We start from the raw sequence: 23,139 nt of genomic DNA, 5'->3' as shown, positions 1-23,139 counted from the left end.
GCACGCGCGCGCCGCTGTCGCTCGCTCGCCACTTCAGCGAGCGGGGCGGCATTCGCCACTCACCGTCAAATCGATCCGCGTGGCTGATCAATAGTCGACCGCATCGCGAATGATCGGGCAGGTCATGCAGTGACCGCCGCCACGTCCACGGCCCAGCTCCGCACCGACGATCGTAATCACCTCGATGCCCTGCTTGCGCAAGAGCGTGTTCGTGTACGTGTTGCGGTCGTATGCATAGACGACGCCCGGCGCCGCGCACACGAGGTTCGCACCGCTATCCCACTGCGTGCGCTCGCGCTGATAGTCGCTGCCGCCCGCCTCGACTACGCGCAGATGCTTGAGCCCGAGCGCCTCGGCGACGACATCGGTGAACGGCTTGTTTTCGGCGTGCAATTCGACGCCGCTCGGATGACTGCTCGGCCGATACGAATAGGTGCGCGTCTTCGCCATGAAGTCCGGGGCCACCAGCACGCAATCGCGATCGGCGAACGTGAACACGGTATCGAGGTGCATCGCCGCGCGAATCTTCGGCATCGCCGCGACGATCACGCGCTCGGCCGCGCCCTTCTTGAACAGCGTTGCCGCCAGTTGACTGATGGCCTGACGCGAAGTGCGCTCGCTCATGCCGATCAGCACGACGCCCTTGCCGATCGGCATCACGTCGCCGCCTTCCAGCGTGGCGAGACCGTGATCCTGGGTCGGATCGCCCCACCACACGTTGACCTTGCCCGCGAAGTCGGGGTGGAACTTGTAGATCGCCGTGGTCAGGATCGTCTCTTCGTGACGGGCCGGCCAGTACAGCGCATTCAGCGTGACGCCGCCGTAGATCCAGCAGGTCGTGTCGCGCGTGTACAGCGTGTTCGGCAACGGCGGCAGCAGATATTCGGTACCGCCCGCCGCTTCCTTCGCAACCTCCAGCGCCTTGCCGCCGTGCGCTTCCGGGAAGTCGTGCGTGGATAGCCCGCCAATCAGCGTTTCGGCCAGCTTGCGATTGTCGAGCCCTTCCAGATAGCTTCTCAATTCATCGATAAAGCCGAGGCCGACCTGGTTCGGCACCACCTGGTTGTCCAGAATCCACTTCTTGCCTTCGTGCACCGCGACCGTTTCGGAGAGAAGATTGTGCATCTCCACCACTTCGACGCCACGGTCGCGCATCTTCGTGACGAAGTCGAAGTGGTCGCGCTTCGCGTTCTCGACCCACAGTACGTCGTCGAACAGCAGTTCATCGCAATTGCTCGGGGTAAGACGCTGATGCGCGAGCCCCGGTGCGCAGACCATCACTTTGCGCAGCTGCCCGACTTCGGAGTAGACGCCCAATTCACCCGCTTTCGCGTCCGTGTTCGCCATGATGACCTCCTGAATATCAGTGGTGACCCACTCTGTTCAATCTGATGTCGTTAGATTGTGATCCTTCCGGTTACGAGGGCGTAAATGCCGATGATCGCGCCAATGACGATGACGGTAAAGATGAACCAATCGGAAATGATGAAAACGTTCTTGCTCTGCTCTCGTCGCGCCCAAAAATAAAGAGCTGTGCCGGGCGCGTACAGCACCGCGGCAAGCAGAATGAATTTCAGGCCGCCCGCGAAGATCATGAATGCGGTATAGATCACGGCGATCGCGGCCATGATCAGGTCGCGCCGGCGCTCGTCGGCGCGAAGGTCGTAACCGTCGCCGCGATTCGCGTTCATGCATCCGAACACCGCGACGAGCAGGTACGGAATCAACGACATCGCGCTCGTCAGATTCAACATCAGCGCGAATGCATCGCGCGAGAAGTACGTGCTGATGACGAGCAACTGCACCACGATGTTGGTCAGCCACAATGCATTAGCCGGCGTCTTGTTGACGTTTTCCTTGCCGAAGATCGCAGGCATGTCTTCGGTCCTCGCCGCCGAGAACAACACTTCGGCGCAGATCAACGACCAGGCCAGATAAGCGCCGAGCACCGAAATCAGCAGACCTATGCTGACGAAAACGGCGCCCCAGTGACCGACCACCGCTTCGAGCACCGCAGACATCGACGGCTGCCGCATCGCCGCAATGTCCACGCGCTCGAGCACCGCATAAGGCAGCATCGTCACGAGCACCATCAGCGAGGTGACGACGACGAAGCCGAATATCGTCGATTGCCCGACGTCGGAGCGCTTCTTTGCATAACGGGAATAAACGCTCGCCCCTTCGATGCCGATAAACACGAACACGGTGACCAGCATCGTGGCCCGCACCTGCTCGAAGATATTGCCTTCGAGACCGCCGCCGTAGAGGTTGGCCTGGAACAGGTCCATCCGAAAGCCGAACAACAGGATCAGAATGAACACCAGAATCGGAATGATCTTGGCGACCGTAACAATACTGTTGATGAAGGCCGCCTGCTGCACGCCTTTCAGGATCATGTAATGAAATAGCCAGATGCCGATCGAAGCAACGACGATCGCGACGACCGTATTACCCTCGCCGAACACCGGAAAAAATGCGCCGAGTGTCGACTTGATCAGCACCCAGTAAGAAACATTGCCGATACAACTGCTGATCCAGTAGCCAAATGCGGAAAGAAAGCCCGGATAGTCGCCAAAGCCCGCTCTCGCATACGCAAACACGCCGGCGTCCAGTTCTGGCTTTCTTTCCGCCAGCGTCTGAAACACGCGCGCCAGCATATACATGCCGGTGCCCGCAATCAGCCATGCGATCAGGGCGCCCAGCGGACCGGTGGCGTCGGCGAAGGTACGCGGTAGGGAAAATATCCCGGCTCCGACCATGCCGCCCACGACCATCCCGGTGAGTTGCATTTTTGAAAGCTTTTGTGGAGTGGACGCCATTCGGATTCCTTTTTAGTGACCCAACACGGATCTTTAATCAGATTCGAACGAAACGTGTCTCTCGGCCAATCTTGCTGTCGATCAGCCGCGTTACTCTGCAACCACCACACGAAAAGAATGGTCTGTCCGCTGACGTTTGTCAATTTATCGCCGCTCGCATGGATAAGTCGCATTCAATATCGATGATTTAACAATGATGCGACGTGTCGCATCACCAACGCGGTTTTCTCGAATGATGGGGAATCGCTGAAGCGAGCTGAAAATGTGGTCGCTCAGAACTACTGATAAGCGGCCGAGCGACAGCTCGGAATGACGCGCGAACGTCATCAATGGTCCAAACCTGATGACGCTTTCGCAGTGGCGGGTTTCGGGTCCAACTATGATTCGCGCAACTTCCTCAACGTCAGCCGCGCTTCGAGGCCGCCGCCAACGCGGTTGTGCAGCGTGAGCGTCGCGTCCATCGCGAGCGCGAGTTGCCGCGCGATCGCGAGCCCCAGCCCCGTGCCGCCCGTTTGACGATTGCGCGAATCTTCGAGTCGCACGAAAGGCTCGAACACCGTCTCAAGCGACTCGGCCGGAATGCCGGGACCGCGATCGAGCACCGACACGGTCGCCTCGCCATCGTGCAACGCGCCGATCTCGATCTGCGCGGCGCCGGCGTACCTCAGCGCGTTATCGACCAGATTGCCGACGATGCGCTTCAACGCCTGTGGACGCAACCTCAGCGACTGGCCGAACTGGCCCTGCAGCGACACTTGCTGACCGGCGTCCACGTAATCGCAGACAAGGCTATCGAACAGTGCATCGGGATCGATGCGGCGCGGCACTTCGGTCGTGCCGTGCATCGTGCGCGCATAGGTGACCCCTTCCTTGACCAGCGCCTCCATTTCCTGCAGGTCCTGGCGCAGCTTCGCGGCTTCGCTGTCGTCGTCCATCGTGTCGACGCGTAGACGCATGCGCGTGATCGGCGTCTGCAGATCGTGCGAAATCGCCGCGAGAATCTGCATGCGCTCGGTCATGTACGTGGCGATCCGATCCTGCATCGCGTTGAACGCGCGCGCGGCGCGCGCCACTTCGGACGGACCGGCTTCGGGCAGACGCTCGGCCTTCAGGTCGGGGCCGAGCGTGTCGGCCGCGACGGCGAGCTGATTGAGCGGGCGCGTCGCGAGCCGCACCGCCAGCCAGCAGCAGGCGCCGAGCACGAGCAATTGCAGCGTCAGCACGAGCGGCAGCCAGCGCGACAACGGTGCGCCGGGCATCGGCCGCAGGTCGATGGTGAGCGGCGTGCCGTCGCTCAGTTTCAGGTGCACCTGCAGACGCTCGCGATCGCCTGGCACCGCGTTGACGGTCAACGGATATCGCGTGCCGATGCCGTCGCCGATCGATTGCGCGACGCGCGCCGACAGGCTTGCGTCGACCGGTGCGCCGGCCACGCCCTCGCCGAGCACGAACTCGTAGCTGCGCCGCGCAAGCCGCGGCAGCCACTGGGCGCGCTCGTCGGGCGGCAGATGGTCGAGCAGCGCGACCGAGCTCGCCACTTCGCGCTCGATGTAGCCCATCATGATGTTGGTCATCGTCTGGTCGCGCTCGGTCATCGTGAGCCAGAACGACAAAGCCTGCGCGAGCGCGAGCCCGACGAACAGAATCACCGCGAGCCGCGCGAACAGCGTGCGCGGCCAGTGCGGCCAGCGCAGCAACGACGGTGACGCAGAAACGTTCATTGCGGATCTCCGATCGCGGTGACCGCTGCCGAAAACACATAGCCCTCGCTGCGCAGCGTCTTGATGTAGCGCGGCTCGCGCGCGCCGTCGCGCAGGCGCTGACGCAGGCGGCTCACCATCAGATCGATCGAGCGGTCGAACGGATCGGCCTGGCGTCCCTGGGTCAGGTTCAGCAGCTGGTCGCGCGTGAGCACGCGCTGTGGGTGATCGAGAAACACGCGCAACAGACGGTACTCCGCGCCGCTCAACGCCACTTCGGTGCCGTCCGCGTCGAGCAGATGGCGCGCGGTCGTGTCGAGCCGCCAGTCGCCGAAGCACAGCATCGGCGCCGACTCCGTCACTTCCATGCCGGGCGGCAGCATGCGCGCGCGGCGCAGCACCGAGCGGATTCGCGCGAGCAGCTCGCGTGCGGCGAACGGTTTGGTCAGGTAATCGTCGGCGCCCATTTCGAGCCCGACGATCCGGTCCGCTTCCTCGCTGCGCGCCGTCAGCATCAGAATCGGCACCGCGCGGAACTTGCCCGCGCGCAGCTCGCGGCACAGCACGAGGCCGTCTTCGCCGGGCAGCATCAGGTCGAGCACGATCAGGTCGGGCGCGCCGTTCTCGAGCGCGGCGCGCATCTGGCGGCCATTGGCCGCGAGCGTGACGCGCACGCCGTTTTTCTCGAGGTATCCCGCGAGCAGTTCGCGGATACCGCGATCGTCGTCGACGATCAGTACGTGGTCGGAGGTTTCCATCGACGGATTATCTGCCGCGGCGTTTGAGTTGCACGCCGCTCGATTGGATCAGTGAACACTGCAACGGATGCGCAAGTTCCGCCGCGAAGCCGCCCACGACGAACACGGCGATGGCAAACAGGCGTTTCATGCGTCCTCCAGCACGGAAAGACTCGCGCCGTCGGCCACGCTGGCTTCGAGCACATAAGGATCGACCCCGTCGAGGCAGCCGATATTGACGCGCCATTGCAGCGGATCTCTGCGCGTCTGATGAAAAGGATAGATGCCGCAATGCTTGCAGAAGTAGTGTTTCGCGACCTTCGTGTTGAACTGGTACAGCGTCAGCGAATCCTCGCCACTCAGAATCTTCAGTTGACTCGCGGGAAAGGGCGGCGTCATCAGCGCGCCCTTGCGGCGGCACAGGCTGCAGTTACAGCGGCCGGCAGGAACGATTTCGGCGCGAACTTCGAACTTGACGGCCCCGCAGTGACAGGACCCTTGCAGCAACTCGGCGCTCATGGTGATCTCCGTGATTTGACGATGCCTGCTTTTATAGCCTGGTTCATCAGTCGAATTATGTCGTAATGTATCCGGCCGCCGAGACGATACATTACATTGCAATAAGCCGTGGCAATTGGCGCAAGGCGAAACAGCGAAGTTTAAGCGCGCGCGAATTAGCGTTTAAGCGGCACGCGCAAAACGGACAATGCGGGTTGATTCATTGCCGCCGCATTGTCGCGCTCACCCTGCAAAGATACTCCGCTTATCCAAGATTATGTGAGCGCCTCGGCGGGGCGGACCAGCCGGCCTCCTTACACGCTGTTTTTGACCTCGGCGTGACCAACCGGCTTTCTCTGTCCCGCTTGACTGGCCGGCATTGCCAGGCACAGTCGCGCGGCGCCTCGAATACGCTTGACTTTTAATCACTAGCCACTTCCAATACCAATGGTGCAGTGCGATGCTTCACCTCTGGAACACGCCTCACGTCATTCGGTAATTCAAAGCATTGGCCAGCGGTTCATTCGTCCGCCGCGCATGCGGCGTCAGCTCGAAATGGAGCACTCCTCATCACGGGAGTCGTCTTGGCTGCAAGAAAAAACCAACCCTCTCGCCGCGAACCCGCCCTTATCGATCTCGCATTGCAGGGTGGCGGTTCGCACGGTGCTTTTACATGGGGCGTCCTCGACCGTTTGCTCGAAGAGTCGTGGCTGCAGATCGAAGGGATATCGGGTACGTCGGCTGGCGCGATGAACGCCGCGGTGCTGGTAAGCGGCTACCAGGTGGGCGGCGCGTCCGGCGCGCGCGCCGCGCTCGAAGCGTTCTGGCGGCGAGTATTCGAAGCGTCGGTGTACAGCCCGTTTCGCCGCAGCCCCTTCGACGTATTAATGGGCCGCTGGACGCTCGACTACTCGCCGTTCTTCATCGCGATGGACCTTGCGGCGCGGCTGTTTTCTCCGTACGACCTGAACCCGCGCGGCGTCCATCCGCTGGCGAAGATTCTCCAGGACTCGATCGATTTCGGGCATCTGCGCGACGCGCCGATCAAGCTGTTCATCACAGCGACGCGCGTGCGCACGGGCCAGGCACGTGTGTTTCGCAATGGCGACCTGACGCCCGACGTGCTGCTCGCCTCCGGCTGCCTGCCCACGCTGTTCCAGGCCGTGCAGATCGACGGTGAATACTACTGGGACGGCGGCTACGCCGGGAATCCGACCATCACGCCGCTGGTACGCGAATGCACGTCGAGCGATACGCTGCTGATTCAGGTCAATCCCGTCGTGCGGGATGAAACACCACGCACCGCGCGCGACATCATCAGCCGCCTGAACGAAGTCGCCTTCAACGCGCCGCTGCTGAAAGAGCTGCGCATGATCGCGCTGCTGCGGCGCGCCGCGGACGCCGGCAGCGACGAAGGCCGCCATTGGGCGGCGATGCGGATCCATCGGATCTCGAGCGAGCTGATGACCGAACTCGGCTACTCGTCGAAACTGAACGCCGAGTGGAGCTTTCTGACGATGCTGCGCGACGAAGGCCGACGCGCCGCGGACGCGTTCCTCATCGAGCACGCCGATTCGATCGGCGTGCGCTCCTCGCTGGATCTCGACGCGTTGCTCGACGGAGTCTGACCATGGAAGTCATCACCGTGTCCCCGCTCGCGATCGGTCTTGGACTCTTTGGCATGCTCGCGAGTCTCGCGCTGCTGATCGCCTTCGCATACCGCGGCTGGACCGTGCTGCTGCTCGCGCCGTTCGCCGCGATGCTGGCCGCCGCGATTTCGGGCGAACCGATTCTCGCGCACTGGACCCAGACCTTCATGCTCAGCGCCGCGCGCTTTCTCGCGCAGTTCTTTCCGTTGTTCCTGCTCGGCGCGCTATTCGGCAAGCTGATGGAAGACAGCGGCTCGGTGAAGGCGATCGCCAGTTACATGACGGAGAAGCTTGGCGCGCATCGGGCGATTCTCGCCGTCGTGATCGGTGGCGCACTCGTCACCTATGGCGGTGTCAGCCTCTTCGTCGCGTTCTTCGTGCTCGCGCCGATGGCCACCGCCCTATTCCAGGCCGCCAATATCCCGCGCCGTCTGATGCCGGCCGCGATCGCGCTCGGCACGCAGACGTTCACGATGTCCGCGCTGCCGGGCACACCGGCGATCCAGAACGCAATCCCGATGCCGTTCTTTGGTACGACGCCGTTTGCGGCGCCCGGGCTCGGCATCGTCGCGAGTATCGTGATGGTGGCGTTCGGGCTGTGGTGGTTGTCCTTGCAGCAATCGCGCGCGAAGGCGGCCAACGAAGGATTCGACGGACTAAACGCGGCGGTGAAATCCACCGGGGCGCCGGCCAGCGACAACCTCGTGCGCGAACGCGCGAGCGTCTCGCAGAGTTTCGATCCGGAGGAAGCGAAACGCGGGCACGTCAGCGAGGATCTGCCGTCGTTCGGCGTCGCGCTCGCGCCGCTCGTGCTCGTCGTGCTGACGAACTTCGTGATGAACGTGATCGTGCTGCCGCGCATCGACGCGGACTATCTGGCCGAAGTCCGTTGGGGTGAGACGTCGCTTTCGGCAGTCGCCGGAGTGTGGGGCGTGTGCGTAGCGCTCGTCGTCGCGATCGTGGTGCTCGTGCTGCTCAATCGGCGCCGCCTGCCGGCGCTGCGCGAGACGATGGACGCGGGCGCGAATGCATCGGTGCTGCCTGTGCTCAACGTCGGCAGTCTGGTCGGCTATGGCGCGGTGATTGCCGCGTTGCCCGCGTTCGCGCTCGTGCGCGAGTGGGTGCTCGGCGTCGGCGGTGGTCCGCTAGTATCGCTCGCGGTCGCCACGAACCTGCTCGCGGGATTGACTGGTTCGGCTTCAGGCGGTCTCACGATCGCGCTCGACGCGCTCGGCGGCACCTATCTTCAACTGGCCGCGCAACACGGCATCGACCCGGCGCTGCTGCATCGGGTCGCCGTGATGTCCTCCGGGACACTCGACAGCCTGCCGCACAACGGCGCGGTCGTGACGCTGCTTGCGGTATGCGGCTCGAACCATCGTGAGAGCTATCGCGACATCGTGATGGTCGCGATTCTCGGCGCGTTGCTCGCGCTGGTTGTGGTGATCGTGCTGGGCTCGCTGGTTGGCACGTTCTAAAGTATCGAGGGGTCTTGCGCTGACGTTGCTGTTCGTCAGTGCAAGGCCCCGTTCTTGTTGCTGCTCGGCCGAGTCTGGATTGCTTGCCTGCTGACTACCCGCTCACTTCACGCTGCCGCGCGCGCCGCATTCATCCGGCCGAACACGAACTGCCCCAGATACCAGACCAGCTCCGTATTCGCGAGGATCGCATCTTCGGTGACCGTCGACGGTTCGAGCTTCATCCGACGCAGCATCAGCTTGCCTTCGCGCGATGTCGTCCACGCATGCATCAGCTCCTTGCGCGTCTTCGCATCGGCGGCGTTGAAATGATCGCGGCCCTTGCGCGAATCCTCGTTCATGCGCGCACGCACTTCTTCTTCACGCGTCGCGATGCTGTTCGCCAGGGTCGTTCTCGTTTCGGTCTTGGCTGCCTGTTCCTGCGCCTCGTCCGCGAGCAGTTTGGCTTGCACGTCGACCATCGTGCGCTCGGCGTCGGAGATCTTCCAGTTGTCGCGTAGCGCGCGCATCAGATAGCCCGCGGGACTCTTCTTGACCTGGCCGCGCTTGATTCTGAAACGCGTGTATTCGACGGCCTGCTGAATGCGTTCGTCGGTCCACAGTTCGCGGTTCTCCGAAATCTCGCTGAACTGCTTGGTCGACAGCCCGAACTCGTCGGTGAGAATCTTGTACAGATGGCTCGCGTCGGCGAGGCTCGCGAGTACCGCGTCGGCTGTGTCCTTACGCTTGAGCAGGAAGCGGATGCGGTCGATTTTCTTCGACGTGGTGGATTCAGTCCGCGTCTCGTAGGACATCTCGACGTCCGACACTTCGTTGATCTCGCGCACCGCCGGTTCGAGCCAATCGCGCTTGAAGTATTTGAAGATGGCGGCGTTCGCGCCCATTTTGCCGGGCCAGTTGCGCATTTCCTCGAGCTGGATCCAGTCGGTGCGTCCTGCGGGAACGTTGGGCAAAACCTTGTCGTAGATCGCGCGCGCGAGACTGCGCGTGAACGCGGTGGAAATGCGCAAGCTCAGCCAGTGAGATTTCTGCGGATCGCGGATATGCGGCACGAGCCGTGGATGGACGTCGAAACGCATGCGCCCGCGATGAAAGCCGACCATACCGATCAGTTGGACCTGCACCCACAGGTCGTCTTCACTGGGATCGCGGTCCGCGGGCGTATTCGTCACGCGGACTTTCGCGTTCTGAGCTTCGTCGGCGATCGTGCGCAAATGCTTCAGGTTGCGGCTATCGTAGCGCATCAGCCACTTGAAGTAGTTGAGTTCGACGTCGTACTGATCGCGTTGCTCGGGCTCCTGCGCGACGATGAAGTACGCGGCATCGAGAAAACGCCGCGCCGGCAGTCCCATGTTGACGATCTCGGTGAAGAAATCGTTGCGCTGATAACCGATCTCGCGATTGGCCTCGTTGATGCGCAATCCCTGATCGAACATGTCTTCGAACAGCGCGAGCGCCATCTGGCGTGACGTCGCTTTCGACTTGCCCTCTTCCGGATTGTCCGCGGCCATGTTCTTCATCCACTTTTTAGCTCCCGGGACTGTAAGCATGCGGTGGTGAGCTGTCAACACACAGAACCTCACCATCACAACGACGGCGGCGGTGGCCGCTTTTTCGCCCATTCCGCGATTTGGCACACAGAACCTCACCATCTACACAAGGAACCTCACCTTGCCAGAGGGACTTCCGCACGGCGAAGCCTTATGAGACGGCCCATCGGACCTTCATTTCCTGCAGATGCACAACCCACCTCACCTTCGGAATTCGACGCACGGTCAAACACATGGAACCGCACCTTGGTGGGGAATCGGTCTCACCTTGCTGCACAGCCAACCGCACCTCTCAGCACAGCCAACCTCACTTTCGACACAAGACACCTCACCTTTTCAGACCTAAGTCGTTGAATGAATTGAATTTCGATTTGGTATGTAGGTTTGTGGGTTTGTTCTCGGTTTAAAAAAACCTACTAACTGGGAATCACACAGCAAGTTGACGTGAAGATTGCGCAATGCAGCATGGTGAGGTCGATTGTGCGATGCCTGGGAGCTTATGGACGGGTGCGTCCTCAAGGTGAGGTTGGTTGTGCTTTCACGGTGATCTGCAAGGATTGGTGACGTGCTGGGGCACGGGTTGGCCGCCTGTCGCCGGCGAAAATCAGCGGTGCTAGGTGAGGTTGATTGTGCTTTTGCGCTGCAAGCGGACGGAGCGCTCGCCGGAAGGTGGCGACAAACTGGTAATGGTGAGGTCCGTTGTGCTGCAATTCGCCGGATGGGGCGTCGCGGAAATGAGAAAGTGCACAAATGACCTCACCCGGTGCTTAAGTTTTGAGCAAGTTCGCCGAGTCGGCTGGCCCTATTACGAGGGAAGGTGAGGTCATTTGTGCCCTCGAGCACGCGGTGTTTCTGGGCCTGTTTCGTTTCGACGACAGTTCCGCCACCGAAAACGCTGTGAAAACATAGAAATTTTCAGAAAATCTACATTAAAACAGTAATTTAAAAAGCTATTTTCAAGTATTTCCTGTATTCTGAGGTTTCTGGAATTTTATGGATAAACCTCAGAATGGTCAGAACGAGCCAACTTCCTGCCGTAGACCGAACCGTTCACTTTGAGCAGATCAGTGAGTTCGCAGAAAAAGTCACCATTTTCACTAATGAGCTGCGTGACACGATTCTGGCTCCACGTCCTCGAAAAACGGCTCCCGTTTTCAAGACCGGCGAGATTGCCGAGATGTGCAACATCTCGCACTCGCAGGTTCAGTATCTCGCAACAAAAGGCGACGGAGAACTGCCTTCGGGCACGGCGGCCGGCACGGGCCGTACCCGGACCTTCACGCTGGAAGAAGCGCGGATCTGGGTACAAAAGATTTCCGACATCTACCAGACTCCACTGGTCACTCGTCTGAAGGAACCAGACGGGAAGATCATTATCACCGCGCAGCTCAAAGGTGGTTCCGCCAAGACGACTACGACGATGTGCCTTGCCCAAGGGCTGTCGCTACGGGGGCGGAAAGTGTTGGTGGTCGATCTCGATCCGCAGGCGTCGCTCTCGGAACTGTGCGGACTGTACGCGGAAAAAGACGTGTCGCCTGAAGATACGGTGTTGCCGTATGTCTACGACCAGGACATCGAGGGCGGCCTCGAGGGGCGGATTCAGTCGACGTACTGGGATGGCATCGACGTGATTCCCGCGCATACGGAACTGATCGGAGCAGAGTTCCATCTGCCAGCGATGCAAAAGATTCGGCCAGGTTTTCGTTTCTGGACCGTGCTTCGTCAAGGGCTCGAGCCGCTGCGCAAGAAGTACGACTACATTCTGATGGATACGTCGCCGTCGCTGTCGTACCTCAATCTGAACGCGCTGATGGCCGCGGATGCCATGGTGATGCCGATGGTGCCGGAAAACCTGGACTTCATCAGCTCACTATCGTTCTGGCGACTCTTCTCAGACGTGTCCAAAAGCTTCATCAAATTCGAGAAGGAAAAGAAATACGACTTTGTGTCGCTGGTGTTGTCGCGGGTCGATTATGGGCGGAATTCGTCGGCGCCGATCGTACGTGCTTGGGCGCAAAGCGCGTACGAAAACTGGTTGCATTCGATCGAGGTACCGGCGAGCTCGGTGATGAGCACCGGGGCGTTGGCGTTCTCGACCGTCTTCGACATTAGCAGCAATCACAGCGCGGCCAAGTCGCTGCAACGCGTGCGGCAGCCTCTCGTCGATTACTGTCGCTGGATCGATGAGATCTATTCGGAAAAATGGAGGAACGCGCAATGAGCAATATGCGAGAACAGTTGCTGGCCAAGACGTCCGGCATTCGCAAAACTTCGTCGATCAATGAGGACGAGGTGAAGCGCAGCAACCGCACGCAAACGGCGCCCGGCCTTGCCGGCGCGCTGGCCGTTGCGCAGCTTCGCGTGCAAGAATTGGAATCGACCGGCGTCGCATCGCAACTGCCGGTTGCGGGGATCTTGCCGAACCCGTGGCAGCCGCGCCGCGTGTTCAACGAAGCAAAGTTGGCCGAGCTTGCGGAGTCGATCCGGGAAGTTGGGCTGATGCAGCCGATCGTGGTCCGTCGTGTCGCCGACGACTATCAGATCGTCGCTGGTGAACGACGTTGGCGTGCGCACAAGATGCTGGGGCAGGACACAATCAAGGCAGTCGTCGCGGATTGCTCCGACTCGGATATGGCCGTGCTGGCGATGGTCGAAAACATCAGCCGCGACGACCTTACTGACTATGAAATCGGCGTTGCGATCCGTCGATCGGAAACGGAGTTTCCGAATCGCAAGCGACTGGCGGAAGCGATGGGCTTGTCTCGGGCGGGTCTGTACCAGTTCTTATCGTTCGATAATCTGCCGGACTTCATCAAGAAAGATCTCGATATTCAACCGCGACTATTGGGCGGGACTGCTGCGCAAGCAATCGGGACGGCCATCAAAAAGCACGGCGAGGATGGGGTTAGAGCGGCTCGTGAAATTTGGCCGCTGTTGGTGAGAGGCGAAATGGATCAAGGCAAGGTCGCGGCGGCAATCACTGCCTTGGCGACCCGGCAGACGACGTCGGCTGGTACCAGCGGACGCAGCATCGAGAAGTTTTTCGCGGGGCGAGAGCACGCTGGAAGCATCACGAAGGATGTCAGCAATTTCACGATCAAGATCAAGACCGGGGTGATCACAGAGGCGCAAGAAGTTCAGATACGACAGTTGATCGGACAGATGTTTCAGTCGCAGCCGAAAACGAGTTGATTTGATGTGTGGTTCGTAGTGTAGAAAGGCCCGCCAAGTGCGGGCTTTTTTTCGGCCAGCCAAAATGGTGCGAGCTTAGAGAGTGTCTAGAGTCTAGACACTCTCTAAGCTGCCACGCATCAGCGTCCACCCGAGTGTCTAGACTCTAGACATTCTTGCCAGGGGAAACCGACGTCGATATCAGAGCGCCGCCCCCGTGCGGACGAACATTCATTGCGCCTTCGGCGGTTCACGGGGAGACTCGCGTAGTAGTGCCTTCGCGGGGCAATCTTGCAAAGCCTGATTGCTGGTCAGCTGCTGAACATGATCGAGCTCGCCATTGGCTCGGAATTTATGAGGGCAATCCGTGAGCTGGCTTCCACCGACTCGCTGAGGGGTCATATTGTCGGAGGCACAGCTATCTCTCGTTTGAAAGAGAATGTGCTCCGTCAAGCCATCCACGGTCATTCTCAGCCTCGCGCTACGATCCGGCTATTTGTCCGCGTGCCTCCGCTTGTCCATCGACGGCTCGCTCTTGCTAACGAGAAAAATCGCTGCCCTTGAGATCGACTCGCCGCTCGCCAAACGGACGCCACAGGGTTGCCGGCAAACAGGTGAGATATCGCGGGATACGCCGACAATGCTTTCCATTAAGCGTCGAGTTCATGATGGCGCTCCTGGCCGCAGCGCATTGGTGAATGTCGTCGACGCGTTTCACGGTCGCTCCGATGTTCGAAAGCACCTATGGCCACGGACACACGGCGCCCGCACCAACGGTTATCGACCATACAGTCGGCGGCATTTCTGCCGGCAAATCCGTCCCATACGATTTTGCGATGGAATCCGGATGGACTGACGCGCAAAGAAAGGCCGTGCATTTGGCTTGCCCTCAGCGGACAGACGGCATACGTCAAGGTGCGGCGGGAGCCAGCCCCGCTATTACTCAAATACCGCGCTAGGGATGTCCGCATTTGGTAGCGCGATCCCTCTAGACTTAAGCAGATCAAACCTACCGTGAGCCGTGTTCGCATTTGATTCGAGCGGCGCAAGCTTGCCCTGGAATCATGTCCCATTGCAGATCCTGCCAGTCGCCCGACGGCCAGAAGTCAATCACCAACACCTCCCAACCGCTACGCGTTTGACGGTTCGTGCGTTAAGCAAAACTCTGCCCGTTGTTAGTGACAAGACACGTTCGGATAAGTAATCGCGGTCGACAAGTCTGCGGATCGACTCGCGCCCTCACGGGATCTCCGGCTCGTCGTTTTCGAAGGCATGCATCGCGACCGCGCCGATCATCGTTTGGCTCAGCACTTGAGCAATGAGCTAATCGACTGCAACGGATGGTTTCCGTCTGGTCTCGTTGTCGGGGCTACTCGGTGAGCCGCCGCCAGACCACCCGGTCAGCGCGAAATCAAAATCGCAGCGGTCGGCTTATCGGCAATAAACCCGCTGGACGATGGCTGGCGGGATGAGCGGGGCAACCGGGCAAGTCATCGTGGACGGAAAGAGCCGTCGACCGGCTCGCTCTGTGACACTGATTGGCGAGACGTTGCGCATCACCTGATCCCCAACGCGAGCCACTATTTATCTCCGAGCGCTTCACCAACTTGAGCTTCAACGCATACCCCAGTCGTTCATGGACAATCTAAATAAGATACGGTGCCAGAGCATGCGGGCAACTTCTACGAACTTAATATCGAAAAAGGACCGAGTATTAGCCAATCCAAGCGCGAACCGTCGATTCTGCAGCCGATCTCGCCAACGGGGGTCTCGTGAAACATTGGGAAATGTCTTTCATATATCATAACTCCTTGTTTTAAAAGGTCTTTTTCAACTGATAGAAGCATTGTTTCACGCCGATCAATCAAATTGGTGCACGATACCCCGCCACTTCCATCCATCGCGGACCAGACGCAGGAATCCACCCACGCGACTCAATGATCCGTAACATTCAATACGTAATTTGTAGCGAATGAATTGGAGGGGCTCGCGCTGACCATTCGAACGTTTCGCTGACTTGATCGATCTCGCCAAGCCCACGCCGTCGCGAAAAAACACCCGGCTGCTCCGCCGTCACTTCGCCGACCCCCCCTCCTCGCAAACCCGCCCACGTTGATCGATCTGCTCGAGATCCTCATGCAAGATCCGCCGGATCTCTAGGATCGCCCGCGGCGTCTGCTGCACGCGGTGCCCGGCAATGATCGCCTTCTCCGATAGCTCGCCCGCGAGATGCGCGCTGCGATAAGGAACGACGCCATCGTCGGAATCTTCGAGCGGCCCGCTTTCGCGGCACAACGCGATGATCGAACGGAAGCAAAAGTGAGGGCCGATCGGCAACTGTGAAGTCGCGCGGATCAACGGATCGATTTCGCCCGACTGTTCGATGCTGTTCGGCGCGTGGAAAGTCTGGCCCTGCGCTTCGATGTTCGTCGCCGTCCCCATCACTTCCTTGATCTCGTTTAGCAGGGCAAGCGGCAGACGTACGAGGTTGGCCGTCGAGCGCGACAGCCGGTTGCTCGCGAACGGTGTGCCTTGGTGGGGTGCCGCGATAAATATGGCGCGCTCGACGTGCGGCATCGGTGTGAAATTCAGTAGCCGATCGAGCCGCCCGTCCTCACGATCTGTTCGAGCGTGCCCTGGATGAACCAGATCAACGTGGTGACGTTCGGCGACGGCATCTCGCTGAAATAGCGCGACGCCGGCTTCGGCCGTCCCGCGGTCGGTGATGACACACCGCTATCGGCTTCGGCATTGCCATCTCCTTCACCATCGGCATCGCCAGCCGCGTCGGCGTCCCGGCGAACGACAGCCGCGACGCCGGGATGACTTCGCGCGGTTCGCGCACGCCTTCGGGGCGCCGGGTCCGGTCCGGCTGAGGTCAAGATGAATGGACCAGCCTGCGATGTATTGCGTGCCCGGCACGTCCTTGCCGGCATCGGTCGCGAGCGCGCCGCGCAGAAACAGCGCGCACAAGCTCTTGCACCGCGTAGTTGTAATTGTCACGGACCTGGGTCTGACCATCTTCGAATGCACGGTCGCCAGCAGTGCGTTCACCGAGGAATAGAAACGCATACGCGAATCGCGCGGCCCTGAGCCACAGATCGAATCGCGCGTCGCTCCATTCGCAGGCGTTGGCCGGTGTGTTCGTGATGGCCATCTGACGGTATTGATGCAATCCAGCGGCTCGCGTTGGCAGGTGTTTCCATCAGACGCCAGGTCGACAGAATATCGCCGCGGCGCCTCGCGATGGAGGATCCGGTGGACTCTACGCCCGGCAAATCGCTGGTGCGACCCATGCCGTTCGCCATAATGCGTATTGGCTCCAATGAAAAAGAATCCCGATTCAACTAATCACGGCTGCTCCTTCGGCGAACAAATTCCTCGAGACCTACAGCGTTCTTTCCGAGCGCACCATGGAATAAATCTGTATGCCCGACGTAAGTCGCGAATCGATTGACGGCTAGCGCATGGATCGGCCATGATGCCCGTGACGAACTGCGAAAGGGGACAATGACGCACGCGTGACACGGGCAGTCCACCCGTGAACTGCGCGAAGTCATGAACGACTGTTGATCGTGCTGGAATCGCCGTCCATTCCATACAGGGCGGACTAGTGAATTTGCTCAGTGTTTCTTCGGTGTGGCGAAGCAGGTTGGCAGTTACACAGGATGCCTGATAAACGGAGCCTGAATGACGACGCATAACATTGCCGGTCCGACAGAAGGGATGCGGACCACTATGAATTCACGAGCAACCTGTAGAGCATCGTAATCGCCGGCCCGCGAGCTACGTTGCCGCCGGGTGTGCGACATGGGTTGCGCCAGCAGTCAGCCGAGGACGTCATGACCGCAAACCGCTCCGATGCACCGCGGCCTCACCGATCAGCCAGCGTCGCATTGACCGGCGTATCGTCGTGCGCGTTGGCCTGTGCGCTCGTCGTATCACTGTCGGGCTGCCCACGGCAGACCGAAACAAAGAGCGGCGAAACGAGGCCAGCCGTGCAGCTCAGCAGGGTCGAACCGGCCGACGCCTCCGCGATTCGCATATTTACCGGGCGAGTCGAGCAGACCAGCATCTCACCGCTCGCCTTCGAAGTATCGGGCCGCGTCGTGCAGATCGCGGTGCTCGAGGGCGCATCCGTGAAACGCGGGCAGCTGATCGCGCGTATCGATGAAGAGCCCTACAAGCTGCAACTGCAACGCGCGAACGCGCAGTATCAGCAACTGAGCGACAACCTGAAGCGTCAGGCGGTGCTGCGCAAGGACGGGATTCTGTCACAGGCTGCTTATGAGCAGCTGTCGGCTGCCGCGGACGCCGCACGCGCAGCACGCGACATGGCGAGCCGCGACTTGCGCAATAGCCGGCTCGTCGCGCCATTCGACGGCCGGATCGCGCGCCGCAACATCGAGATCCAGCAGGTCGTGCAGGCTGGCGCACCCGCTTTCAATCTGGAAAACATCGGCCGTGTCGATGTTGGCGTCGATCTGCCTCAGAGCATTGCCGAGCGGCTGTTCGTCGACAAGACGCTGAGAGCCGAGGCGTGGCTGCCCGAGCGGCCGCAGAACCGCTTCCCGCTAGTGTTCCGCGAACGGACCACGCAGACCTCGCCGACTTCGGCCGCCTACCGGCTCGTGTTCTCGATCGAGGGACCGCATAGCGCCATGCTGTTACCCGGCATGGCGTTACGGGTACAGATTTCCGACACGGCCCGGCAAGTCGCGCAAAACGACAATCAAGGCTACTTCGCGATTCCGATCGCGGCGGTGTCGATCGGCGCGGACGGTCAGCGCAGTCTGTGGCGCTACGATGCGGCGTCCGGCCGTGTGCATGCGGTGCCGGTCAGCGTGCGCGAAATTCGCAATGACGATGCGGTGGTCGCAGGTGCGGTCGCGGAGGGCGACCGGGTGGTGGCAGGCGGCTCGCAGTTCATGAAAGAGGGAATGGCGGTCCGTCCAATGGATGCGCCTCAATGAACCTCGCGCGCCCCCTGATCGAAAAGCCGTTGATCGCATGGGTTCTGACGCTGATCTCGCTGTTGGGCGGCCTTTTTGCGTACTACAACATCGGGCGGCTCGAAGACCCGAAGTTCACGATCAAGACTTCGGTCGTCGTGACGCTGTATCCGGGCGCGAGCGCGCACGAGGTCGAGCAGGAGGTGACGGACCGCCTCGAAAGCGCGATCCAGCAGATGCCGCAGGTCGAGAAGCTGACCTCGCGTTCCATGCCGGGCTACTCTGAAATCCGCGTCCAGATTCGCGACCAGTACACGTCGGCGCAATTGCCGCAAGTGTGGGACGAATTGCGCAACTCTGTGTCGGATGCGCAGGTACGGCTGCCGCCGGGGGCGGGCCCGACACTCGTGCTCGACCGCTTCGGCGACGTCTACGGGATGTTCTACGCGCTGACCGGCGAGGGCTATACGCAGGCGCAACTGTATGCGTACGCGCGCGAACTGCGCCGCCAGTTGCTGACGCTCGACGACGTGTCCGACATCGTGATCGCCGGTCAGCAGCAGGAGCAAATCTCAGTCGACGTCGACCAGTCGCAACTGATCGCCAACAATCTTTCCACCGACGACCTCGCGCAGACGCTGTTCCTGCAGAACGAGGTGCGGCCCGCGGGCCGCGAGCGCGTCGGCGACTTGTCGTTGCGGATTGCGCCGACCGGCTCGCTCGATTCACTGCAGGCTCTCCGCTCGCTGCCCGTCAACAATACGCCCGGCCCGCTTCTGCTCGGCGACATTGCTCGCGTGAGCCATGGCTACGCGACGATTCCGAACCAGGTCATTCACTACAACGGTGAGCCCGCGGTCACGATCGGCATCAGCGCGCGACCGCGCGTCAACGTGGTGAGGGTCGGCGAGCGGATCACGGCGAAACTCGCCGAACTCGAGCGCGACCGCCCGATCGGCATCAAGCTGTACTCGCTTTACGATCAGCCGCAGGTCGTCGATGAGAGCGTGCGCGGTTTCATCTTCGACGTGTTCCTGTCCGTGTCGATCGTCGGTGTCGCGCTCGGCATCGGGCTTGGGTGGCGTGCGGGGATCGTGCTCGGCGTCGAGTTGTTCCTGTCGATTCTCGGCACGCTGCTCGTCATGTACGCGGCGGGGATCGAGTTGCAGCGCATTTCGCTCGGTGCGCTGATCATCGTGATGGGCATGCTGACCGATAACAGCATCGTGGTGGTCGAGGGCATGCTCGTGAGGGTGCAGCGAGGCAAGTCGCATCTCGAGGCGGCGACCGAGATTCTCAAACAAAGCCAATGGATTCTGCTTGCGTCGACCATCGTGGGGATTCTGGCTTTTTCGGGCATCGGTCTGTCGCCGGATGCGGTCGGCGAATTCTGTGCGTCGCTGTTCGCCGTCGCTGCGATTTCGCTGCTATTTAGCTGGGTGATCGCCATCGCGCTGACGCCGCTGTTCGGCACGTATCTTTTCAAGCCCGCGGACATCATCGATGAAGACCCGTTCAAGGCGAAGCTGTACAAGCGTTATGGCGAGTTGTTGTCATGGGTCACCCGACGGCGCGTGCTCGTGGTGGTCGGCCTCGTCGCGCTGACGGTACTCGCCGGCTGGGCGTTCCGTTTTGTCGAGCAGAGCTTCTTCCCCGCGTCGACGACGCCGATCTTCTATGTCGATATGCGCTTGCCGCGCGGCGCCGATATTCGCGCGGTCGTCGAAAAGAGTCGCGAAGTCGAGAAGGTGCTGCTCGAGCATGCGGATGTCAGCAACGTGCAGACGTATATCGGCTCCGGCGCGACGCGCTTCTTCCTTGTCTACGATCCGGAGACGCGCGATCCGTCGTACGCGCAGTTCATCGTCGGCGCGAAGGACCTGCGCCTGATCGACGTCATGCTTCCGGACATCGAAGCGGATCTCAAGAAGCGCTTCCCCGAGCAGCACTGGACGGTGACGCGGCCGAACTTCGGCCCCGGCGGAGGCGCGGCAATTCAGGCGCGCTTCTCCGGTCCCGATCCGGCCGTGCTGCGTCGCTTGTCGCAGGAAGCGCAGAACGTGCTGAAGGCCGACGGCCGCATCATCGCGATCCGCGACGACTGGGAGAACCCGATCAGCATGGTGCGGCCGGAATTCGACGAGTCGCGCGCGCGCTCGCTCGGTGTGACGCGCCGGCAGGTCACCGACACCATGGCTTATGCAACCGAGGGCCTGCGCGCGGGCATCTATCGCGAAGGCGATCAGTTGCTGCCGATCGTGCTGCTCTCGCCCGACTACACGCGCGGCGTCGCGGGTCTGCAGGACTTGCAGGTGTTCAGCGCCGGTCTGCGCCGTTACGTGCCGCTCGGCGACGTGGTCGACGGCTTCACGGTCGGGACCGAGGAAGGTCAGATCGCGCGCGAGGACCGGATTCGCACGATCACCGTATCGGCGAACCCTATCTATGGGCAGAACAGTGTCGACGCCTTCAACCGCATTCGCTCGGGCATCGAGGACATCAAGCTGCCTTCGGGCTATCGCTTCGAATGGGGCGGCGAGCACGAATCGTCGACGCGCGCGCAGCAAAGCCTGTTCCGGCAACTGCCGCTCGGTTTCATCGCGATGGCGCTGCTCGTGCTGATGATGTTCGGACGCCTGAAGCCCGCGCTCGTCGTGCTGCTCGTCGTGCCGATGTCGATCTGCGGCGTGACGATCGGTCTGCTGCTGTTCCGTGGCGCGTTCGGCTTCATGGCGTTGCTCGGTCTATTGAGCCTGATCGGCATGCTGATCAAGAACGGCGTCGTGCTCGTCGAAGAAATGGATGCGCAGATCGCCGCCGGCGTACCGCGCATGCAGGCGGTGACCCACGGTGCGATGAGCCGCTTGCGTCCGGTGATGCTGTCGGCCGGCACGACGGCGCTCGGCATGGCGCCCCTGTTGTGGGACCCGTTCTTCAAGGACATGGCGATTACGATCATGTCGGGCCTTGCTTTCGCCACCGTACTGACGATGGTCGCCGTGCCGGCGCTGTACTCGATGCTGTTCTCGATCAAGCAGGCGGAATGGGAACCGGGCCGACACCCGGAAGCAAAATGATCCGCGCGCGCCACTGTCTTCTCGCCGTCGCGGCGCTGCTGCTCGAAGCAGGTTGTTCGGGTTCGTTGCAGCTGGAAAAGCCCGCCGCGTTTCCGCCGCAGTATTCGGAGGCCCAACCGGACGCGGCGACCCCGATGTCCGCGCAGGATCTCGCCGCATGGTGGACCCAGTACGACGATCCGACGCTGAACAAACTGATCGAACTCGCGCTCGCGCACAACTTCGACATCGCCACCGCTTACGCGCGCGTCGATCAGGTGCAGGCCGGGATTCGGTTGGCTCGCTCGCAGCTGTTGCCATCGCTCGGTGCGAGCGTGAGCGGCGCAAGGTTTCACGGCGGCGAGACGCAGCTCGAGTTCGCGCAGTTCCTCGGCATCACCAATACCGATGCGCAGTTCTTCCGAGTAGGCCTGCAGGCGCAATGGGAGATCGATCTGTTCGGCCAGGGACGCTCGCGGCTCTCGGCGGCACGGGAGCAGGTACGCGCGGCCGCGGGCGATGCGGAAGCGGTGCGCCTGAGCGTGGTGTCGGGTGTCGCGGATCTGTACGTCACGTATCGGGGCCTGTTGCGTCAGCGCACGATCCTGTTGCAAAGCCGCGCGATCGCGGACGACTTCGTCGACATCGCCGAAAAGAGCTTTACCGCGGGCCTCGTGATGAGTACCGACATCGAAGCGGCGCGCGCTGGCCGTGCGCAGGTCGATGCGCGTCTGCAGGACTTGGAGAACGGCATCGCCCAGGCGCGGCTGAATTTGCAGAATCTGTGCGGCGTGCAGCCAGCGGAATTCGCGGGAATCCTCGATGAAAGCGACACGCTGATGACCGCGCTGCCGCATATCGAGCCCGGCCAACCCGTCGATCTGCTGATGCGGCGCCCGGATCTGATCGCGGCGCAGGCCCGCGTGAATGCGGCGGTCAGACAGTCGGATGTCGCGCGACTCAACTACTGGCCGACCATATCGCTAAGCGGCATGCTCGCGCGCAACGGTTGGGAGTTCGCAGGTCAAAACCTCGGGACCAGCACATTTTGGCTATTCGGCGCGGCGATGGCGATGCCGCTGATCGACTTCGGCGCGCGGCGCTCGCAGGTGGAGTCGTCGGATGCGCAGGCGCAGCAGGCGATGTTCAACTACGAAAAGACCGCGCTCGGCGCATTCTATGACGTCGAGCGTGCGCTGGCGCGTTTGAACCGGCAGGACGAGTTGTTCAACGCGCGCAATGAAGAAGTCGCGCGTCGTACCACGCAGCTGAACCAGGTGCGACGTCGCTACGAGCTCGGCGATACCGGCCGTGTCGATATCGATCAGGTGCGGGTTGCGCTGCTCGAAAGCCAGTCGTCGCAGGCGAGGGAAGAGGTCGGCAAACTGCAGGCACAGTTCGCGCTGTTCAGAGCGATGGGGGGCGGCTGGTTGGCCAATCCGCCAGTCGCTGCGAATCCACAAACGCCGACGGGGCCCGCGGCCGCCGCCGGGAACGCACCGGCGCCGGCGTCACAATGAGCGACGACG

The 23,139-nt window shown here is 61.3% G+C and carries 17 protein-coding genes; 8 read left to right on the top strand and 9 right to left on the bottom strand.

Annotation, left to right across the window (positions count from 1 at the left end):
- Positions 1-87: 87 nt before the first annotated feature.
- The 6 genes from arcA to AB3X96_RS26685 form a co-directional block, all read right to left on the bottom strand.
- The gene (gene arcA, locus AB3X96_RS26710; RefSeq protein ID WP_176111563.1) at positions 88-1,347 is read right to left on the bottom strand and encodes an arginine deiminase; all 1,260 of its coding nucleotides are present in this window, start codon (positions 1,345-1,347) and stop codon (positions 88-90) included.
- A 50-nt stretch (positions 1,348-1,397) separates the two neighbouring features.
- Positions 1,398-2,819 carry a basic amino acid/polyamine antiporter gene (locus AB3X96_RS26705; protein ID WP_368592081.1) on the bottom strand — a complete coding sequence of 474 codons (1,422 nt, stop codon included), beginning with the start codon at positions 2,817-2,819 and terminating at the stop codon, positions 1,398-1,400.
- A 377-nt stretch (positions 2,820-3,196) separates the two neighbouring features.
- Positions 3,197-4,540, bottom strand: coding sequence for an ATP-binding protein (locus AB3X96_RS26700; RefSeq protein WP_368592080.1), 1,344 nt, complete (start codon positions 4,538-4,540; stop codon positions 3,197-3,199).
- A complete protein-coding gene (locus AB3X96_RS26695) occupies positions 4,537-5,277 on the bottom strand; it encodes a response regulator (RefSeq protein ID WP_176111560.1) in 741 nt (246 codons plus the stop codon). The genes AB3X96_RS26700 and AB3X96_RS26695 overlap by 4 nt, the downstream gene beginning before the upstream one ends.
- A gap of 7 nt (positions 5,278-5,284) precedes the next feature.
- Entirely contained in the window at positions 5,285-5,407 is a 123-nt protein-coding gene (locus AB3X96_RS26690) for a hypothetical protein (protein WP_255208695.1), read from the bottom strand.
- Positions 5,404-5,775 carry a GFA family protein gene (locus AB3X96_RS26685; protein WP_368592079.1) on the bottom strand — a complete coding sequence of 124 codons (372 nt, stop codon included), beginning with the start codon at positions 5,773-5,775 and terminating at the stop codon, positions 5,404-5,406. The genes AB3X96_RS26690 and AB3X96_RS26685 overlap by 4 nt, the downstream gene beginning before the upstream one ends.
- Before the next feature lie 563 nt (positions 5,776-6,338).
- On the opposite strand from AB3X96_RS26685, the gene AB3X96_RS26680 reads away from it, so the two are divergent.
- Both AB3X96_RS26680 and AB3X96_RS26675 read left to right on the top strand, forming a co-directional pair.
- Positions 6,339-7,382, top strand: a complete 1,044-nt coding sequence (locus AB3X96_RS26680) for a patatin-like phospholipase family protein (protein WP_368592078.1) — start codon at positions 6,339-6,341, stop codon at positions 7,380-7,382.
- A 2-nt stretch (positions 7,383-7,384) separates the two neighbouring features.
- On the top strand, positions 7,385-8,881 hold the full coding sequence (locus AB3X96_RS26675) for a GntP family permease (protein WP_176111557.1): 1,497 nt from the start codon (positions 7,385-7,387) through the stop codon (positions 8,879-8,881).
- Positions 8,882-8,988: 107 nt separating this feature from the next.
- On the opposite strand, the gene AB3X96_RS26670 is transcribed toward AB3X96_RS26675, so the two are convergent.
- Positions 8,989-10,392 (bottom strand): replication initiation protein, encoded by a 1,404-nt coding sequence (locus AB3X96_RS26670; RefSeq protein WP_368592243.1) that lies wholly within the window; start codon positions 10,390-10,392, stop codon positions 8,989-8,991.
- Between the two features lie 1,048 nt (positions 10,393-11,440).
- Between AB3X96_RS26670 and AB3X96_RS26665 the strand changes: the two genes are divergently transcribed.
- Both AB3X96_RS26665 and AB3X96_RS26660 read left to right on the top strand, forming a co-directional pair.
- Entirely contained in the window at positions 11,441-12,652 is a 1,212-nt protein-coding gene (locus AB3X96_RS26665) for a ParA family protein (RefSeq protein WP_176378527.1), read from the top strand.
- Complete coding sequence (locus tag AB3X96_RS26660) at positions 12,649-13,623, top strand: ParB/RepB/Spo0J family partition protein (protein WP_368592077.1); 975 nt, start codon at positions 12,649-12,651, stop codon at positions 13,621-13,623. The genes AB3X96_RS26665 and AB3X96_RS26660 overlap by 4 nt, the downstream gene beginning before the upstream one ends.
- A 2,052-nt stretch (positions 13,624-15,675) precedes the next feature.
- Here the strand turns inward: AB3X96_RS26660 and AB3X96_RS26655 are convergent.
- Complete coding sequence (locus AB3X96_RS26655) at positions 15,676-16,179, bottom strand: hypothetical protein (RefSeq protein ID WP_368592076.1); 504 nt, start codon at positions 16,177-16,179, stop codon at positions 15,676-15,678.
- Positions 16,180-16,190: 11 nt separating this feature from the next.
- Positions 16,191-16,334 (bottom strand): hypothetical protein, encoded by a 144-nt coding sequence (locus AB3X96_RS26650; RefSeq protein WP_368592075.1) that lies wholly within the window; start codon positions 16,332-16,334, stop codon positions 16,191-16,193.
- A 155-nt stretch (positions 16,335-16,489) separates the two neighbouring features.
- Here AB3X96_RS26650 and AB3X96_RS26645 point away from each other — a divergent pair, with 155 nt between their 5' ends.
- The 4 genes from AB3X96_RS26645 to AB3X96_RS26630 all read left to right on the top strand — a co-directional run bounded on the left by AB3X96_RS26645 (position 16,490) and on the right by AB3X96_RS26630 (position 23,130).
- On the top strand, positions 16,490-16,666 hold the full coding sequence (locus AB3X96_RS26645) for a hypothetical protein (RefSeq protein WP_368592074.1): 177 nt from the start codon (positions 16,490-16,492) through the stop codon (positions 16,664-16,666).
- A gap of 934 nt (positions 16,667-17,600) precedes the next feature.
- Positions 17,601-18,575: an efflux RND transporter periplasmic adaptor subunit gene (locus AB3X96_RS26640; RefSeq protein ID WP_368592073.1), complete on the top strand. Its 975-nt coding sequence runs from the start codon at positions 17,601-17,603 to the stop codon at positions 18,573-18,575.
- Positions 18,572-21,631 carry an efflux RND transporter permease subunit gene (locus AB3X96_RS26635; RefSeq protein ID WP_368592072.1) on the top strand — a complete coding sequence of 1,020 codons (3,060 nt, stop codon included), beginning with the start codon at positions 18,572-18,574 and terminating at the stop codon, positions 21,629-21,631. Before AB3X96_RS26640 ends, AB3X96_RS26635 begins: the two co-directional genes overlap by 4 nt.
- A complete protein-coding gene (locus AB3X96_RS26630) occupies positions 21,628-23,130 on the top strand; it encodes an efflux transporter outer membrane subunit (RefSeq protein WP_368592071.1) in 1,503 nt (500 codons plus the stop codon). Before AB3X96_RS26635 ends, AB3X96_RS26630 begins: the two co-directional genes overlap by 4 nt.
- Positions 23,131-23,139: the final 9 nt, after the last annotated feature.

Source organism: Paraburkholderia sp. BR13439, from assembly GCF_040948805.1.
Classification (GTDB): domain Bacteria; phylum Pseudomonadota; class Gammaproteobacteria; order Burkholderiales; family Burkholderiaceae; genus Paraburkholderia; species Paraburkholderia youngii.
This window is presented reverse-complemented; position numbering and strand designations above follow the sequence as displayed.